At 45.4% G+C, this 17,927-nt stretch carries 20 protein-coding genes; 12 read left to right on the forward strand and 8 right to left on the reverse strand.

Going from position 1 to position 17,927, the window contains the following annotated elements; all coding sequences use genetic code 11:
- Window positions 1-14 precede the first annotated feature (14 nt).
- The 3 genes from dapE to J8Z23_RS11840 are packed head-to-tail and all read left to right on the forward strand — an operon-like array spanning window position 15 to window position 2,064.
- Window positions 15-1,151 carry a succinyl-diaminopimelate desuccinylase gene (gene dapE, locus J8Z23_RS11830; protein WP_257896885.1) on the forward strand — a complete coding sequence of 379 codons (1,137 nt, stop codon included), beginning with the start codon at window positions 15-17 and terminating at the stop codon, window positions 1,149-1,151.
- A gap of 14 nt (window positions 1,152-1,165) precedes the next feature.
- Window positions 1,166-1,864, forward strand: coding sequence for a M15 family metallopeptidase (locus J8Z23_RS11835; RefSeq protein WP_182034642.1), 699 nt, complete (start codon window positions 1,166-1,168; stop codon window positions 1,862-1,864).
- Window positions 1,861-2,064 (forward strand): DUF2897 family protein, encoded by a 204-nt coding sequence (locus J8Z23_RS11840; protein WP_012841517.1) that lies wholly within the window; start codon window positions 1,861-1,863, stop codon window positions 2,062-2,064. The genes J8Z23_RS11835 and J8Z23_RS11840 overlap by 4 nt, the downstream gene beginning before the upstream one ends.
- 106 nt (window positions 2,065-2,170) lie before the next feature.
- Here J8Z23_RS11840 and bamC read toward each other — a convergent pair whose 3' ends face one another.
- Together bamC and dapA are read right to left on the reverse strand one after the other, a co-directional pair.
- Window positions 2,171-3,190, reverse strand: a complete 1,020-nt coding sequence (gene bamC / locus J8Z23_RS11845) for an outer membrane protein assembly factor BamC (protein ID WP_006741687.1) — start codon at window positions 3,188-3,190, stop codon at window positions 2,171-2,173.
- 80 nt (window positions 3,191-3,270) lie between these two features.
- A complete protein-coding gene (gene dapA / locus J8Z23_RS11850; protein ID WP_176320057.1) occupies window positions 3,271-4,149 on the reverse strand; it encodes a 4-hydroxy-tetrahydrodipicolinate synthase in 879 nt (292 codons plus the stop codon).
- Window positions 4,150-4,626: 477 nt separating this feature from the next.
- Between dapA and J8Z23_RS11855 the strand changes: the two genes are divergently transcribed.
- Together J8Z23_RS11855 and bcp are read left to right on the forward strand one after the other, a co-directional pair.
- Window positions 4,627-5,169, forward strand: a complete 543-nt coding sequence (locus tag J8Z23_RS11855; RefSeq protein ID WP_012841515.1) for a glycine cleavage system protein R — start codon at window positions 4,627-4,629, stop codon at window positions 5,167-5,169.
- A 16-nt stretch (window positions 5,170-5,185) separates the two neighbouring features.
- On the forward strand, window positions 5,186-5,656 hold the full coding sequence (gene bcp / locus J8Z23_RS11860; protein ID WP_005380418.1) for a thioredoxin-dependent thiol peroxidase: 471 nt from the start codon (window positions 5,186-5,188) through the stop codon (window positions 5,654-5,656).
- A gap of 76 nt (window positions 5,657-5,732) precedes the next feature.
- On the opposite strand, the gene J8Z23_RS11865 is transcribed toward bcp, so the two are convergent.
- Complete coding sequence (locus J8Z23_RS11865; RefSeq protein WP_006741685.1) at window positions 5,733-6,806, reverse strand: AI-2E family transporter; 1,074 nt, start codon at window positions 6,804-6,806, stop codon at window positions 5,733-5,735.
- A 1-nt stretch (window position 6,807) separates the two neighbouring features.
- Window positions 6,808-7,044, reverse strand: a complete 237-nt coding sequence (locus J8Z23_RS11870; protein ID WP_046875522.1) for a sulfurtransferase TusA family protein — start codon at window positions 7,042-7,044, stop codon at window positions 6,808-6,810.
- Between the two features lie 257 nt (window positions 7,045-7,301).
- Between J8Z23_RS11870 and J8Z23_RS11875 the strand changes: the two genes are divergently transcribed.
- Genes J8Z23_RS11875 through J8Z23_RS11890 form a run of 4 tightly spaced genes read left to right on the forward strand, consistent with a single transcriptional unit; the run spans window position 7,302 to window position 10,153 of the window.
- A complete protein-coding gene (locus J8Z23_RS11875; RefSeq protein WP_046875521.1) occupies window positions 7,302-8,753 on the forward strand; it encodes a beta-barrel assembly-enhancing protease in 1,452 nt (483 codons plus the stop codon).
- A gap of 16 nt (window positions 8,754-8,769) precedes the next feature.
- Window positions 8,770-9,120 (forward strand): arsenate reductase (glutaredoxin), encoded by a 351-nt coding sequence (gene arsC, locus J8Z23_RS11880; RefSeq protein WP_005380410.1) that lies wholly within the window; start codon window positions 8,770-8,772, stop codon window positions 9,118-9,120.
- A complete protein-coding gene (gene wrbA / locus J8Z23_RS11885) occupies window positions 9,121-9,690 on the forward strand; it encodes an NAD(P)H:quinone oxidoreductase (protein ID WP_012841512.1) in 570 nt (189 codons plus the stop codon).
- Between the two features lie 22 nt (window positions 9,691-9,712).
- Complete coding sequence (locus J8Z23_RS11890) at window positions 9,713-10,153, forward strand: DUF2069 domain-containing protein (protein ID WP_012841511.1); 441 nt, start codon at window positions 9,713-9,715, stop codon at window positions 10,151-10,153.
- A gap of 140 nt (window positions 10,154-10,293) precedes the next feature.
- Here the strand turns inward: J8Z23_RS11890 and J8Z23_RS11895 are convergent, their stop codons facing one another.
- On the reverse strand, window positions 10,294-11,502 hold the full coding sequence (locus J8Z23_RS11895) for a DUF2066 domain-containing protein (protein WP_237284080.1): 1,209 nt from the start codon (window positions 11,500-11,502) through the stop codon (window positions 10,294-10,296).
- A 365-nt stretch (window positions 11,503-11,867) separates the two neighbouring features.
- Here J8Z23_RS11895 and J8Z23_RS11900 point away from each other — a divergent pair, with 365 nt between their 5' ends.
- On the forward strand, window positions 11,868-13,121 hold the full coding sequence (locus J8Z23_RS11900; protein WP_256950347.1) for a uracil-xanthine permease family protein: 1,254 nt from the start codon (window positions 11,868-11,870) through the stop codon (window positions 13,119-13,121).
- Between the two features lie 121 nt (window positions 13,122-13,242).
- On the opposite strand, the gene upp is transcribed toward J8Z23_RS11900, so the two are convergent.
- Window positions 13,243-13,869, reverse strand: a complete 627-nt coding sequence (gene upp, locus J8Z23_RS11905; RefSeq protein ID WP_041852906.1) for a uracil phosphoribosyltransferase — start codon at window positions 13,867-13,869, stop codon at window positions 13,243-13,245.
- A 179-nt stretch (window positions 13,870-14,048) separates the two neighbouring features.
- On the opposite strand from upp, the gene purM reads away from it, so the two are divergent.
- Entirely contained in the window at window positions 14,049-15,089 is a 1,041-nt protein-coding gene (gene purM, locus J8Z23_RS11910) for a phosphoribosylformylglycinamidine cyclo-ligase (RefSeq protein ID WP_054867197.1), read from the forward strand.
- Window positions 15,090-15,240: 151 nt separating this feature from the next.
- On the forward strand, window positions 15,241-15,903 hold the full coding sequence (gene purN / locus J8Z23_RS11915; protein WP_182037256.1) for a phosphoribosylglycinamide formyltransferase: 663 nt from the start codon (window positions 15,241-15,243) through the stop codon (window positions 15,901-15,903).
- Between the two features lie 365 nt (window positions 15,904-16,268).
- Here purN and J8Z23_RS11920 read toward each other — a convergent pair whose 3' ends face one another.
- Entirely contained in the window at window positions 16,269-17,114 is an 846-nt protein-coding gene (locus J8Z23_RS11920; protein ID WP_006741678.1) for a class II glutamine amidotransferase, read from the reverse strand.
- A 51-nt stretch (window positions 17,115-17,165) separates the two neighbouring features.
- Window positions 17,166-17,741, reverse strand: coding sequence for a D-sedoheptulose 7-phosphate isomerase (lpcA, locus tag J8Z23_RS11925; RefSeq protein ID WP_005380392.1), 576 nt, complete (start codon window positions 17,739-17,741; stop codon window positions 17,166-17,168).
- Window positions 17,742-17,927: the final 186 nt, after the last annotated feature.

Genomic DNA, 17,927 nt, shown 5'->3' on the forward strand with positions numbered 1-17,927 from the left:
AGGAATACTCAAGGATGACAGACAGTCCAGTATTGGCACTTGCTAAAGATCTGATCAGTAGACAATCTGTAACGCCGGAAGACGCAGGTTGTCAGGATTTGATGATCGAGCGCTTAAAAGCACTCGGGTTTGAAATTGAAGTGATGGTATTTGAAGACACCACGAACTTCTGGGCTCGCCGTGGTTCAGAAGCGCCACTATTTGCGTTCGCTGGCCACACCGATGTGGTACCTGCTGGCAAACTGGAGCACTGGGATACACATCCGTTTGAACCAACTATTATTGATGGTTACCTACACGGTCGCGGTGCAGCGGACATGAAAGGGTCGCTAGCTGCTATGGTCGTTGCTGTCGAACGCTTCATTGAAGAAACCCCAGACCACAAAGGCTCAATCGGCTTTCTAATTACGTCGGATGAAGAAGGACCATTTATCAATGGTACAGTTCGTGTTGTAGAAACGTTGATGGCACGTGGCGAAAATATCGACATGTGTATCGTCGGTGAACCATCCAGTACCGAAGTAGTTGGCGATGTGGTGAAAAATGGACGTCGCGGTTCTATCACGGGCGATTTAACGGTAAAAGGAACACAAGGCCACGTGGCCTATCCTCACCTAGCCAATAACCCAGTGCACGAGTCTCTACTCGCGATTCATGAACTCGCAACAACCGAATGGGACAAAGGAAATGATTATTTCCCACCAACCAGCTTCCAGATCCCGAACGTATCGGCTGGCACTGGTGCGTCTAACGTCATTCCTGGCGAGTTCCATGTTCAGTTCAACCTACGTTTTAGTACTGAGCTTAACAATGACGCAATTGTTCAGCGTGTTACCGAAACACTAGACAAGCATGAGCTGGACTACGACCTAAAATGGACATTCAACGGCGACCCATTCCTGACTGATACAGGCGCGCTGCTAGATGCAGTTGTTGCTGCTGTTGCCGAAGTGAATGATACGAAGCCAGCACTACTTACAACTGGCGGTACGTCTGATGGTCGCTTTATCGCTCGAATGGGTGGTCAAGTCGTAGAGTTAGGCCCTGTTAATGCTACGATTCATAAAGTGAACGAATGCGTGAAAGTGGACGATCTAGAAAAGTTGACTGACATGTACGAGAACACGTTGAAACACCTGTTAGCGAAGTAATCAGCGAGAACACCATGACACCAGAGCAACTCACCGGCACCACAGATTCTCATCTGCAATCCACTTTAGTGGGTCAAAAAGCGTTTCTACTCCACCCTGAAGTAGCTGACGATCTGCTAAAGATGATTGAAGCGGCAACAGAAGCAGGTTTTAAAATGGAAATCGCCAGTGGTTTTCGTGACTTCAACCGCCAAAAAGCGATCTGGAACGGGAAGTTTTCTGGTGAGTTGCCAATTCTCGACGTCAACTCCCGCCCTTTAAACAAAGCAGAGTTAAATGACGAAGAGAAGTTGATGGCCATTTTGCGCTGGTCGGCACTGCCTGGAGGAAGTCGTCATCATTGGGGTTGCGATTTTGATGTCTATGCGCGCAATTTATTGCCTACTGACACCAAACTCAAGCTGGAGCCTTGGGAGTACCTTGAAGGCCACCAGCAAGCGTTCTACCAATGGTTAAAAGCCAACCTTGGTCGATTCGGCTTCTTCTTCCCTTATCAGCAAGATTTAGGTGGCGTTTCGATTGAGCCTTGGCACATTAGCCACCGCACTGTCGGGCAACAGTGCCTCGCGCAATTGACGCCTGATGTGCTCAGAAACCAGCTGATTCAGCAAAATCAGACCGACAACATTGCAGGGATTGACGTCATACTGAATAATTTGGATAACGTCGTTGCCAAATTTATTCACAATATCACGCCGCCGGAGGCTCTATGATAGAAATACTCACCAATCCTTGGGTCATTATCATTGTAGTGTTGAGCGTGGTCATTGGTAACATTGCCGCACTCAAATACACCGCAAAAATGAAGTTTGGTCAGATGGATAAAAGCCGTAAGAACGATTTAGATAAGCTGAACACGTTGGATAAACAGCGCTCCGCTGACGAGGAGAGCAATAAAGACGAGCCTCGTTAGTTAAACACCTACTTTATCCCGACACGCCGAATATAAGCATCAAAAAAGGGACCACTAGGTCCCTTTTCAATTATTGTGTAAACGTCTCGCGTTAAGTTCGCTTTGGTTACTGCTTCACCGTCGCAGCCAATACAGGCGCTAGTGATTTCAAAAACTCTTCTTCTACTGGCTTACCAGAGGAATCCGTAATATTGATAGACGTACGGTTGCCTAAATCACCAAGTAAGAATGTGTACTTACCAGCGTCTAACTCCACTGGTTTAACGCCGATATCATTCCAGAATTCATCATCCGGAGACGCATATTTCGCAGTGATTGTGCCCTGAGACTGGCTACGCTCTTCAATCTTAAAGCCCATCTTAGGTAGAATATTAGGCAGACGTTGCCAAAGCATGTTGTATTGCGCACGCGCGACAATCACAGGAAGCCCGCTGCGGTCTTTACCCATTGTAATTGGGATCTGTTTAACCAACTCTTGCGCTTTACGTTGTGCTTCTTCACGTACTTCTTGATCGTAGCGAGCGGTTACCAAGTTCGTCATGAACACATTGTAGCGCTCACGGTTGGTCGCCGTTACTTCTTTCACTTGATTGCCTTCACGCCAGTCAATAAGACTCACTTTAAAGCCGTGTCGACCATTTGCTTCAGCACGTACGATCTCATATCGGCTACCAATTTCCAGCTCTTCGTCTGGCGAATCCCACGTCACCCAACCTGTCTCGATACGAGAATCTGTTTGGCTTTCAACTGGAATCTCGTTGGCCGCGACCATGTTTTGTACCGTTTGCCAAACTTTATCTAGTTCATCTTTACGAAGTAGCCAAAGTGTCACTTCACCATCACTACTGCGGTCCAGACGTGCACCAGGAATAAGCTCTAGGACTTGTTGAGGTGGACGAATGTCGACATCTTTACCTACACCACCAGCATAGTTACCCTGAGGGATCTCATAGTTAGGGTAAAACTGAGGCTGTGCACCCTGTGGGACATTCCACTCGCCCAAATTGGGGGAGTTCAAATACTCGAAGTCATCTTTTGCTTGACGACGTTGATTGGCACCACCTGAACAGGCAGTCAATACGAATACAGCTAATGAACTTAACACTAACTGGCTTGAAAGCTTCATCTATACTCCTAAAACACCGAGGGCGCTTTGGCCCCCAGTATGAACTTCAATCCTAGTAACTCAATCTTAATAGCTCAATTTTAATAAATACCGGCGTCGGTTAACGCCTGTTCGACGATCGGCTGCGATTGTTCAGAAAGTGTGGTTAAAGGAAGACGCAAACCACCTTCTTCAATCAAACCAAGCTTTTGCGCTGCCCATTTTACTGGGATAGGGCTTGCTTCAATGAAAAGGTTTTTGTGTAGAGTCATCAAGCGTTGGTTAATCGCTTCTGCTTCTTCATACTTACCTTCGCTTGCCAAATGGAACATGTCTGCCATGTCTTTAGCTGCAATATTGTTTGTTACCGAGATAACACCATTGCCGCCAAGTTTCACAAAATCGAGACCCGTCGCATCATCGCCACTTAGTAAGATAAAATCTTCGCCACAAAGTTCACGGTGAATTGCAATTCGGTCCAAATCGCCCGTTGCATCTTTTAAAGCCACGATATTATCAAGCTTTGACAAGCGTGCCACTGTTTCTGGCTGCATATCAACAGCAGTACGGCCTGGTACGTTGTATAAAATTAGAGGCACATCACTCGCTTCAGCAATTGCCTTGTAGTGCAAGAACAAACCTTCTTGAGTTGGTTTGTTGTAATACGGTGTCACACTCAGGAAGCCAGCAATACCAGAATCAGCCAGTAATTTGCTAAATGTTACTGCCTCATGGGTTGCATTTGCACCCGTGCCAGCAATCACAGGGATGCGACCGTCGGCAAACTCAACAGTTTTATTAACGACCTTTACATGCTCTTCAATGGTCAGTGTCGCTGACTCACCTGTTGTGCCTACTGCCACAATACCGTCTGTACCCGCTTCAACGTGGTACTCTACTAGCTTTTGCAGACTGTCAAAGTCTACTTCGCCATCTGCTTTGAATGGCGTAATCAGCGCTACGATACTTCCTGAAAACATGTTTATCTCCCTCATTTAACTCTTTCTGCATGGTACTGTAATGCGATTGAAAAACACAAGAGCGTAAACTCGCTTACAAAGTACAAATGAATGAATAATTATCAGTTGTTAGAGGTCTAGCAACTTAATTGCTCTATTTGGTTTGATTAGCGGCAATATTGATAATCGTGTTGGGCTTTCGAGTGACTTTAGAATCTATCAGTGATTTAGAAAATACTGAAGTGCACAAGCCAGGAAAATATACTCTTGGGTTGCGCTCGCCAAGTCAGACCTGAGTGAATAAAAAGACCAAACAATACGCAAGCACATCATGCAAACGTTTTATTCCCCCAACTCCCTCGTTTACTGCTTGCCTCCGATCGTTCACCTCAAGAGCCAACCTGCTTTTTTGTAAACTAAAAAAAGAACTGACTCGATATTTCTCCGCAATATCTGTGCTAACATCTCTCTATTGAAGAAAGGACAAGAAGCTCATTTATGAAGCAACATCTGGTACTTACAGCAGTTGGAACGGACCGTCCAGGCATTTGTAACCAAGTCGTACACCTCGTTACTCAAGCCGGTTGTAACATAGTCGATAGCCGTATCGCTATCTTTGGAAGTGAATTTACGCTAATCATGCTCCTAACTGGGAACGCCAGCAGTGTGACTCGAGTAGAAACGCAATTGCCCCTACTTGGCCAAGAGCATGATCTGATTACGATTATGAAGCGTACGTCGGCGCACGAATTGCTCGACAACAGCTACACAATGGAAGTGTTTATTGAGTCTGAAGACCGCCCAGGTCTGACTGAAAAGTTTACTAAGTTCTTCGCGGATCAACAGATTGGTTTGGACTCTCTTAGCGCCCAAACTATCAGTAAGTCGAAAATTCAACTTGATGCCGACCAATTCCACATTGCGATTACCGCATCAGTAAGTGCGGATTGTAACTTAATGCAATTACAAGAAGATTTCGATGAACTTTGTCAGTCGCTCAACGTACAAGGTTCTCTGAATTTCATTAAAAACACACTATAAAGTAAAGGAAATCACCATGAATACGCTGACAGCAGGCTCGCCAGCGCCAGCCTTCTCTTTGCTCGACCAAGACGGAAATACCGTTTCTCTTGAAGACTTTAAAGGCAAGAAAGTACTTTTCTATTTTTACCCTAAGGCGATGACTCCGGGTTGTACTACACAAGCAAAAGGTCTTCGTGACATCAAAGCTGAACTCGATGCACACAACGTGGTGGTACTTGGCGTAAGCATCGACCCTGTAAAACGCCTAGGCAAATTCATCGAGCGTGATGATTTAAACTTCACCCTGCTTTCTGACGAAGATCATGCCGTTGCAGACCAATTTGGCGTTTGGGGCGAAAAGAAATTCATGGGTAAAGTATACGATGGTCTTCACCGCATTAGCTTCCTGATCAATGAAGAAGGCGTAATTGAACACGTGTTCAACAAGTTCAAAACCAAAGATCACCACGAAGTCGTATTAAATTACCTGAACGAAAACGCATAAGCGCGATCCGTTCTCAAATAACAAAAAGCCCAGCAAACTGCTGGGCTTTCTTTTGAGCATTGTACTTTGGTAACGCCTACTCTTGTTCGACTGGTTCGTTTTCTTCCGTACTTGGTAAGGCATGCCATACAGCTTTAACTAGTGTCGCCAACGGAATGGCGAAGAATACGCCCCAAAAACCCCACAAGCCACCGAAGACTAACACTGCCACAATGATGGCAACTGGGTGTAGATTTACCGCCTCAGAAAACAGAACAGGAACCAACACATTACCATCCAGCGCTTGGATAATACCGTAAGCAAGCAGCAACCAATAAAACGGAGGCGCAAGACCCCACTGGAACAGACCAACGATGGCGACAGGCACGGTTACAGCTGCCGCGCCGATATAAGGAATTAACACAGATAGACCGACAGCTACGGCAAGCAGCGCCGAATAGCGAAGATCTAAAATGGCAAAAGTCACGTAACTCACGCCACCCACGATTAAAATCTCGAGCACTTTTCCGCGAATGTAATTGGAGATCTGCTCGTTCATTTCATGCCAAACTTTATTCGCGAGCTTACGGTTTTTCGGCAAAACACCACTCGCGATTCTTAGCATCTCTTCTTTGTCTTTCAGTAAGAAGAAGATAAGTAGTGGCACTAAAATCAGGTATACCGCTAGCGTCGCAATACTGACTAATGACGCAAGTGAGCCTTTTACTACACTCTCACCAAGTCCCAACGCTTGGTTTTTGGCATTTGTCACCACGGTTTCTACAATTTCTAAGTTTGCTAACTCAGGGTGACGTTCTGGTAGCGTGACAATAAACTTTTGTAACCCGTTGTACATGTTTGGAATATCGTTAATTAGATTACCGACCTGAGTCCAAATCGTCGGAACCAAACCAAACAAAGCGATCAACATCAATCCGACGAACATTAAGATCACGATGATGACCGACAAAGTGCGCGGCACGCCCATGCGACACATTTTTACGACTGGCCATTCAAGTAAATAAGCCAAAACGATCGCGACAAGCAATGGCGCAATCAAATGCCCAAAGAAGTAAATGGTGATAAAACCAAACAGCAAGATCGCGACGAGACTTACTGCATGAGGGTCTGAGAAACGTCGTTTATACCAACGACTAACCATTTCAAACATCTTATGCGGATTCCTTATTGAATACAGTCAATGTGTAGTGCTCTGATGTAGATTGGCAATCAACTGAGTACCCTTGGGCACTGAGATAGTTCACAATGTCTCGTTTAGAGCTGTTATCCACCACTTGAATAACAAGTTGATGATACTGCTGCGTTTCTCCTTGAAAGACTTCAGCAGCGTGACGCTTTGCAAGTAACAGTGCCATAGGGCAACGTTGTTCACGCAAATCAAGTAACATGGATTCCATTGTATTGCTCTGCACTTATGATAGGGTTGTATTGTAACGGCTTTTTGAGCTGGTGCTAGCACTTCTGACATGATTTAACCACATGCTGAAATGACTCGGATATAAAATAATTTACGAAACCAATTCATTTATTTCCGGTCTTATTGCTAGCTTATATCCTCGCGGATAACCAAAACGCATGTGGCGCAGTTGAGAGGTTCTCAGCCTCTAACCACATGCTTATGTATTTTGGAGAACCTTTTAAACGTATGTTAAAACGCACTCGCTCGCTAGTTTGCTTATGTCTTGCAGCTGCAATCAGTTCGCCGACAACTTATGCCAATAGCATTGACTTGCCAGACATTGGTACGGCTGCTGGTGGTACGCTCTCAATAGACCAAGAGTTGATTTACGGCGACGCCTATATGCGTATGCTCAGAGCCAGTAAACCTATCGTTAATGATCCTGTTATCAATGAATATATTGACGCTCTCGGGCACAGACTAGTAGCCAATGCGAACGATGTGAAAACGCCGTTTCACTTCTTTATGATTCGCGACCGCAATATTAACGCGTTCGCGTTTTTTGGTGGTTACGTAGCGTTGCACTCTGGGTTGTTTCTTCATGCGCGTTCAGAAAGTGAGTTGGCCTCTGTTGTTGCTCACGAGATTGCGCACGTCACACAACGCCACCTTGCGCGCAGCATGGAAGAGCAAGCACGTCGCTCTCCGGCCACATTAGCTGCACTCGCTGGCGCATTACTGCTTTCGATTGCCTCACCAGAAGCGGGGATGGCTGCAATTACGGCGGCAACCGCAGGTAACATGCAAAGCCAAATCAACTACACTCGCGCAAATGAGAAAGAAGCGGACCGCTTTGGTATTTCGACACTGGCAAAAGCTGGTTTTGATGTTCAAGCAATGCCACGTTTTTTTGGCCGTCTTGCAGATGAATATCGTTATGCGAGTAAACCGCCGCCAATGCTACTGACTCACCCACTACCTGAAGATCGAATTACCGATAGCCGTGCACGAGCAAGGACCTATCCACCAATGCGTGTTGTGCCTTCAATAGACTATCACCTAGCGCGTGCGCGCATTGTGGCTCGTTACGCTGGCATTGATGGACAAGCTGCTTTGGGCTGGTTTGAACGAACTCAAAAGAAAGCCTCTGCGGACATCACACCTGCTTTTGACTATGGGCGAGCACTCGTACATTTAGACAGCAAACGCTTGTCTCAAGCGGAACCTATTTTGAAAAAGTTGCTGGAGCAGGACCCAAGTAACCCGTTCTACCTGGATGCTATGACGGATTTATATATCGAGAAGAAGCAGCCAGAAAAAGCAACCGATATGCTCCGTAAAGCGTTATCTCGGAACCCTCAAAATAAAGTATTGACCATTAACTATGCCAACGCGCTACTTGAGGACAATAAAAACGATCAAGCCACGCGAGTTCTTCAAAGATACACTCATGATTATCCTGAAGATACAAATGGCTGGCACCTAATATCGAAGAGCTACCACGCGCTAGGACGTAGTGATGAAGAGTTGGCTGCGCGAGCGGAAATTTTGGCGTTGCGAGCAAACTGGAATAAAGCGATTCAATATTATAGTGAAGCAAGTAAAATGGCCAAGTTGGGCAGCTTAGAGCAAGCTCGATACGATGCCCGTATTGACCAACTCATGATCCAAAGAGATCGATTCATGGCATTACAATAACGAAATGGAGAAAACCATGTCAGTCGTGATTTATCACAACCCTCGTTGCTCAAAGAGTCGTCAAACACTTGAACTGCTTGAGCAAAATGGTGTTACACCGGAAGTCGTCAAATACCTAGACACACCACTTAACGTAGATGAGCTAAAAGCGCTGTACGCACAGCTTGGCTTTTCATCTGTACGTGAAATGATGCGCACCAAAGAAAGCGAATACAAAGAACTTGGCCTAGGCGAAGACTCTGTTAGCGATGAGCAATTGTTCGAAGCAATGGCGAAAAATCCAAAATTATTTGAGCGTCCGGTGGTAGTTGCCAACGGCAAAGCGAAAATTGGTCGACCACCAGAGCAAGTGTTGGATATTCTATAAATGGATTGCCAGATCCTTATTTTGTATTTCAGCCGTCACGGCTCGACAAAACAACTGGCAAGACAGATAGCAAGAGGAGTCGAATCGACTCCTCAATGCCAAGCAATTTTGCGTACAGTTGAAGAATTGTCACCTCACTCACACTCCCCTTCTGATCCAATTGTTACTCTAGAGGAACTGAAAACGTGCGACGGTCTAGCGTTTGGCAGTCCCGTCTGGTTTGGCAACATGGCTGCGCCTTTAAAGCACTTCTGGGATCAGACTACATCTTTATGGGTCAGTGGTGACTTAATCGATAAGCCAGCTTGTGTCTTTACCTCTTCCTCTTCGATGCATGGTGGTCAAGAAACAACGTTACAAAGCATGATGACCCCTTTGTTGCATCACGGGATGATGGTTTTGGGCATTCCTTATGCCGAACCAGAGTTACACACTACGCAGTCCGGAGGCACTCCGTATGGCGCCAGCAGTGTAGGCCATGAGGCAACCCTCAGCAGTGAAGAGATTCGTCTGGCACAACAACTAGGCAAAAGGCTGGCAACTGCAGCGTTAAAACTAAAAGTCTGTTAGTAAAATCAAGGATAGTTAATCGATGTCTGACTCTTTAGACCAAACACCACTCGGTACACAGGCTAAAACCTATCGTTACCTAGCTTTATTTGGCAACTTAGCCTTATTAGCCTGGGTCGCAATTTGGCAGCTTGCGTTGTCCCCTCACCCTCACCTTAGCAGCACAACACTTGCTATTGCTTGGTGTATTCCGCTATTACTTCCGTTGCCTGGTATTTTGGCTGGTAAGCCTTACACTCATGCTTGGGCTAACTTTGTTCTTATGCTGTATTTCTTGCATGCGCTGACCATCCTTTATGTGGATGGTGGAGAACGTTGGCTTGCGGCAGTAGAGTTGCTCCTGACTTCACTCGGTTTCGCTGGCAATATTTTGTTTGCTAGAGCGAGAGGCAAAGAGCTAGGTCTTAAGTTGAAGCGCCTCTCTCAAGTAGAAAAAGAAGAAAAAGCGAAATTCAATAAATAACGCCAATCGCAATCAATCACTGAGCATTGGTTCGAATACGAATTTAGAAAACAAAAAGAGTCGCTATTGCGACTCTTTTTTACGCTTACCACATTGGTGTTTGATCCTTGCGCTTTACGCCTGGAAAGCTATCAATGCGATTACGATGCCGAGCGCCACTCGTAGATCAAGTCATACTGTTCTCGGACAGGCTCCACAATCATAGGCTGAGTTGGTTGCGTTTCGTCCTTTGCTTCCGCCGCGATATCCGCAGGCACTTCAGACTGCACTTTTTCTACCATAGCTGTATCTTTAGCTTCATTCATCGGAGCAATTGGCTCTGCTTCTTGAGTTAAAGCTGGGGCATCAACTTCACCCAAAGGATCTTCAAAAACCATTAATTGAGAAATAGAAGAAGCTTCTTTCTCAAAAGCTTGTTGAGATGCCAAAAGATGGATGTTGAGCGTCAGCTCATCACCTTGGACACGCTTAATTTCCGTACCCGCAACCGAATTAAGTTGTTTTAACGCATTCTCTAAACGGAAGAAGTCCGTGGCAGACGTTACATTAAGGACTTTCACCGCCAACGCTTTTGAAGATTTTCCAGATACTACCACTGCGCTCTTACTCGCGTAGTAGTCAGCGATGCCATCAACCATCTCAGCAATAGCATTGGCGCCTGATGCGGAACCGTTACGCGGAGAGCGCTGTGCTTCAACAATTCTCATTGGTGATTGATCGTATAACGTCCAGCGAATTTGTTCACCTTGAGCGCGCACAACTAAAACGGCATCCGCTGGGTAGCGCTGGCTCGCTTGGCCAATTGGCTCAATAAAGCCGCCCCAAAGATCAGAAACATTAACACCAGTTACATCATCAAAATCACCAACCGGGATCGTGATCGGCAAGCCTCTCGATTTCGCAGCACTGCGAAGTGCTACAGCGTTTGAAGAGTCGGAATGCTCCCAAGCAATATTACGATCGTATCCCTGTTCTTCCACCATCCAAACCAAAATATTGGCACGATTTGACGACCAAGATGGCAATTGAGCTTGTGTTAAAAGCGAGCTGATTTGGTCGCTGTTAAACAACATTTTTAAGCTCGCTTTTCCATCAACCTGCCCATAGCTCAGTTGGGAAATGTAACGCGCACTTGAACCAAGTGCCTTTTTTATCACTGGATTGCTTAAAGAAGATTGAGAACCGGTCGCTCGAACAATCACATCCTGCATACCTTGTTGACGAGCCAGAGACTCACCGTCGTTCTGCTCACTGTCGATAACCACTTCGGCACGATAGATATCCACCTGAGTTAATGCATATACTGGTAGGGACAACCAACCTATCAGTAAGAGAGCTAAATAGCGCATAGTTTTTATAATCCTCTGAACAAGAACCCGAATAATAAGCAACTATCAAATCTTGAGCAAGGTAAGTACTGAGTAAATTGTCTGTATTATGAGCAGCTTTGTTAACTCGGGTCTCAACGAGCACTCTAGTGTTGTTTTTCATAATAAACTCATTGCTTATCCAGCTATCTCAACGAGTTAGACTGTTCATTTTTCTTCGTCACGCAAGACTCGCAAAAGAGACCAATTTGCAAGCAACTAACTCTCAAAAATGCTATTTATGGGAAAGATTCAATCGAAAGTTTGATCCATGCAACGTTGCAAACGATTGCAGGATGATAGTATTCGCCGGATTTGTCTGCGTATCTTGAAAATAGGGAATTATTATGAAAAACGCGTTACAAGGCGCTCAAATGCTCTTTGTCGCTTTTGGTGCTTTGGTGCTTGTGCCGCTGTTAACTGGCCTTGATCCAAATGTCGCCCTCTTTGGTGCCGGTGTCGGTACTCTCCTCTTCCAATTAATGACTAAACGTTCTGTTCCCATCTTCCTTGCCTCTTCTTTTGCGTTTATTGCTCCTATTATGTTCGGTATCCAAACTTGGGGTATCGGCGCAACGATGGGCGGCTTAATGGCAGCGGGCCTGGTGTATGTGGCTCTAGGGGCGATGATCAAAGTGCGTGGTGTTGGATTTATCCATAAAATTCTCCCGCCTGTTGTCGTTGGCCCTGTGATCATGGTGATTGGTCTTGGCCTTGCTCCAACAGCAGTGAACATGGCGGTAGGTAAAACCGGTGATGGTGCTGCACAGCTTGTTAATGGTGATGCTGCGATCATCATCTCGGCGGTCTCACTGCTCACAACCATTGTACTAAGCGTGTTTGCAAAAGGCTTTTTGAAGCTCGTTCCAATTGTCGGTGGTATTCTTGCAGGTTACTCTGTTTCTCTATTCTACGGGGTGGTTGATTTCACTCCAGTAGTACAAGCGGCTTGGCTAGCTATGCCAAACTTCACCGCGCCAGAGTTCAACATAAACGCAATCTTGTTCATGATTCCTGTCGCTATCGCACCTGCGGTAGAGCACGTAGGTGACATGCTTGCTATCTCAAACGTTACAGGTAAAAACTACCTGAAAAAACCTGGTCTTCATCGCACAATCGCAGGTGACGGGGTGGCAACTATCGCAGCCTCGATGGTGGGTGCTCCACCAAACACCACTTACAGTGAAGTAACAGGAGCGGTAATGCTAACCAAAGCATTTAACCCTGTGATCATGACTTGGGCTGCGATCACTGCAATCGTACTTGCATTGGTAGGTAAGCTAGGTGCGGTTCTTCAAACAATTCCTGTGCCTGTCATGGGCGGCATCATGATTCTGCTTTTCGGCTCTATCGCCACGGTAGGACTTAATACACTGATCAAGAATAACGTTGATTTACATAAGTCTCGTAACCTAGTGATCGTTGCCGTAACACTTGTATTTGGTATTGGCGGTATGGCTTTCGGTATTGGCGAGTTCAGCCTACAAGGTGTGAGCCTATGCGGTATCGTGGCAATTATTCTTAACCTTGTGCTACCAAACGATTTAGGTGAAAACCACGTTGTAGATAACGCACAAATGGAAGAAGAGAACGCGAAATAGTGCGTCTGCGCAGCTTTACTGAGTGGCGCATTTTATTCTTCTCGTATTATAGATATAAAAAAGGCTTGGTTTTCACCAAGCCTTTTTTTTTTCTGTTCAGTCGTAGTAATACATTAAAGAATTACTTAGTACCGAAGATCTTATCACCTGCATCACCTAAACCCGGTACGATGTAGCCTTTGTCATTTAGCTTCTCATCGATGGCCGCAGTGTATAGCTCCACATCTGGGTGTGCTTTTTCTAGCGCTTCAATACCTTCTGGTGCAGCAACAAGTACCAACACTTTGATTTGGTTACAACCTTTCTCTTTTAGAAGATCAATCGTAGCAATCATAGAACCACCCGTTGCAAGCATTGGGTCAACAACAAGCGCAATACGCTCATCGATGTTAGAAGCAAGCTTGTTGAAGTAAGGAACTGGCTCAAGTGTTTCTTCATCACGGTAAATACCAACAACACTGATACGTGCGCTTGGCATGTGCTCAAGAACACCGTCCATCATGCCTAGACCTGCACGTAGGATTGGTACTACGGTTACTTTTTTACCTTTAATTTGGTCTACTTCTACCGGACCGTTCCAACCATCAATGGTCACTTTTTCTGTTTCAAAGTCTGACGTTGCTTCGTAAGTAAGTAGGCTACCGACCTCAGTCGCTAACTCACGAAAACGTTTTGTGCTGATGTCACCTTCTCTCATTAGACCAATTTTATGTTTTACTAGAGGGTGCTTTACTTCAACAACTTTCATGTCCATCTCCGGCTATAGTTGGCAATATTTAAACAAACCTTCAGATTATACATGATTTTTACAGGGATATCAGGATAAATCACTAAAGAAAAAAACAGACGCAAACGTTTGCTATCTATGTTTAAGCACTGTTAGAATAGCGCCGTTTTCATATCCAACTTAATACCGAGGACTTCCCTGTGAGTGGTAACAACTCTTCTCTTAGCTATAAAGACGCTGGTGTAGATATTGATGCAGGCAACGCGCTTGTGGATCGTATTAAGGGTGCGGTAAAACGTACTCGTCGCCCTGAAGTTATGGGTGGTATCGGTGGTTTTGGCGCGCTATGCGAATTGCCAACCAAATACAAACAACCTGTACTGGTTTCTGGTACTGATGGCGTAGGTACTAAGCTTCGCCTAGCACTGGATATGAACAAGCACGACACTATCGGCATCGATCTTGTTGCGATGTGTGTAAATGATCTTATCGTGCAAGGCGCAGAGCCACTGTTCTTCCTAGATTATTACGCAACAGGCAAACTAGACGTTGATACCGCAGCGGATGTTGTTTCAGGTATCGCTGAAGGGTGTGTTCAAGCAGGTTGCGCCCTAATTGGTGGCGAAACTGCGGAGATGCCTGGCATGTATGAAGGCGAAGACTACGACGTAGCTGGTTTCTGTGTTGGCGTAGTAGAAAAAGAAGACGTGATTGACGGCACGAAAGTCGCTGCTGGTGATGCACTTATCGCTGTTGGCTCAAGCGGCCCACACTCAAACGGTTACTCCCTTATCCGTAAAATCCTAGAAGTATCTGGTGCAGATAAGAACGAAGAACTAGCAGGTCGCACTATCGGTGAGCACCTACTAGAACCAACTAAGATTTACATCAAATCAGCACTTAAGATGATTGAGAAACACGACATCCATGCGATTTCTCATATCACTGGCGGTGGTTTCTGGGAAAACATCCCACGTGTGCTGCCTGAAGGCACAAAAGCAGTTATCGATGGTAACAGCTGGGAATGGCCAGTGATCTTCAAGTGGCTACAAGAGAAAGGCAACGTCGACACACACGAAATGTACCGTACATTCAACTGTGGTGTGGGTCTAATCGTCGCACTACCTAAAGACCAAGCGGAAGCCGCGGTTGCTCTTCTTCAAGAAGAAGGTGAAAACGCATGGGTGATTGGTCAAATCGCGCAAGCTGAAGCGAATGAAGAGCAAGTTGAAATCCAATAATTTGCAAATCGAGCTCACAAGATAAAAAGAATGAGGACACTAGATGACTAGGTCCTCATTTTGCTATCTAGAACAATAAAAACCATTCTATTAGTAGGTAGTTTAGAAGCTACATAACTCCAACCTACAATACCAAGGCACTCTCGACATCATGAAAAACCATACCCTAAAAAACATTGTGGTCCTCATCTCGGGTAACGGAAGTAACCTGCAAGCTATCTTGGAAGCTTGCGAAAACAGCATGCCAAACGCACGAGTGGCAGCCGTGTTCTCTAACAAAGCCGATGCTTTTGGTTTAGAACGTGCAAAAAAGTTTGATGTAGACGGTCACTTTGTCGACCCTAAAGCATTCGACTCGCGTGAAAGCTTTGATGCAGAGCTAATGAGTCAAATCGATGAATACCAACCAGACGTGATTATTCTGGCGGGCTACATGCGTATTCTGAGCAGCGAGTTTGTTTCTCATTACATGGGTAAGATGATCAATATCCACCCTTCTCTTCTACCAAAATATCCTGGGCTACACACACACCAGAGAGCAATAGATGCTGGCGACAAAGAACATGGTACGAGTGTGCACTTTGTAACGGAAGAGCTTGATGGTGGCCCTGTCATACTGCAAGCAAAAGTTCCTGTGTTCGAAGACGATGATGCTAGTGTACTTGCAGCGCGTGTTCAGGCTCAGGAACACCGAATCTACCCTATGGTGGCGAAGTGGTTAGTAGATGAGCGCTTAATCATGAAGGATGGTAAAGCCTATTTAGATGGCGCAGAGCTTGGCACACACGGCTACGCCTCCGATGAGTCGTCCTGAATACCAAACTCCAAACACAAAAGAGCAGCCTGAGAGCTGCCTTTTGTTATTTTGAAACATATAAACTTGATTCAAGAAAGCCGTAGTGAGACTAGAAACCTAAAACCCAACATTCTAAAAAATCCCATAACCACTTGAGTAACACGACACTCGGAAAGTAGATTCTGAGTCTGGTTCGTTCCTCACCGTTCAGAATAACGTGGTGTTTTATGAGAAATTTCTATCAGTTACATCTTTCCGGCAAGCCTTAGCGAGACTAGGAAGCTAGAAAGTATGAGAGTTCACCAGTATCCGCCCTCGGTTGAAAACGTATAAAAATAAAGCTCGCGATTAAGCGAGCTTTACGAGTTGTTCCGAATTAACCGCTATTCTAACGGCTCAGTTGGCGCCTGATTGCCCGGTTTCGCCGCTGCAAACGGCACATTCACCAGTTCAGAGGCATTGTTTTTCACTAGTTCACCTAGGTGAAACAAGCCGTACTCGCCAGGTTTCATCCGCTGCCAAGCTTCGTTACCCGTTAAAGGTTGAGTCGCGATCACAGAAACAATGTCATGTGGCGTTGTTTCTTCTTGGAAGTTAATTTCCACATCTTCATCAAGCAAAGCGGCTTTACCAAACGGTGCGCGTCTTGTGATCCAATACAAATGATTGGTGCAATACGTCATTACATACTCACCATCACTCAGAAGCATGTTAAATACACCCTTCTCTCTTAGCTCATCACAACATTTAGCAACATATAAGAATACCGATTCCATATCCTTTGGTGGCTCAGGATATCGATCTTCCATTTGCTTCAACAACCAGCAAAATGCCAGTTCACTATCTGTCTCACCGACAGGTCGATGTCGGCCCGTATGCAAGTCTTGGTAGCCAGAGAGCTGACCGTTGTGCGCAAACGTCCAATACCTCCCCCACAGCTCACGTGTAAAAGGGTGAGTATTTTCTAAATTAACGCCGCCACGATTCGCCTGTCGGATATGGCTAACGACAGCGCGACTTTTGATGGGATAATTTTGCACTAACTCTGCAATTTGCGACTCACAACTTGGCTTGGGATCTTTGAAAGTTCGAAAACCTTTCCCTTCGTAGAAGGTAATTCCCCATCCGTCACGGTGTGGGCCAGTTCGACCTCCACGCTGCATGAGCCCGGTAAAACTGAAACAAATATCCGTCGGAACATTAGCGCTCATACCGAGCAATTCACACATGATTAAAAAAACTCCCTAACAACACAGCTCGAAAAGGTGGCTGTGAAACGACTATTCCATCTCTTTTTCAATCAACTGAATGATGATATGAATAATCTTAATATGAATTTCCTGAATACGATCCGCATAACCAAAGTGTGGCACGCGGATTTCAATATCGGCAAGCCCTGCCATTTTGCCGCCATCTTTGCCTGTTAGCGCAATCGTCTTCATGCCTTTCGCTTGCGCCGCTTCAATCGCTTTCAGGATGTTACCTGAGTTACCTGAAGTCGACAGACCAAACAGTACGTCACCTTTTCGGCCAACCGCTTCTACATAACGGGAAAACACGAAGTCATAACCAAAGTCATTACTCACGCAAGAAAGGTGGCTTGGATCTGAAATAGCAATACCAGCATAGCCAGGACGGTTTTCTCGGTAACGGCCTGTTAACTCTTCGGCAAAGTGCATCGAATCACAGTGAGAACCACCGTTACCACATGACAGTACTTTACCATCTTGCTTGAATGAGTCAGCAATCATTTTCGCCGCTGCTTCGATTTGCGCAATGTTATGGTCATCGCTTAAAAATTTGTTGAGCACTTCAGCAGCTTCGTTTAATTCACTTCTAATCAGATCATGGTACATAAGACGTTCTCTTTATTATTTCGGCTTCAGTCAGTCCTAGATTCACTGAGCAAATTGTTCTGATACCAATTTGGTATCGGACATTTCATAAACCTGAACTCGGGTTTGATTACTCTGAGTTTACCCACAAACGAGAATTAGTGTCGATAGTGAACCAACAGATTTAGATTGGTGATGGTAATAAAC

This window comes from Vibrio sp. SCSIO 43086 (assembly GCF_051132235.1).
Taxonomy (GTDB): Bacteria; Pseudomonadota; Gammaproteobacteria; order Enterobacterales; family Vibrionaceae; genus Vibrio; species Vibrio diabolicus.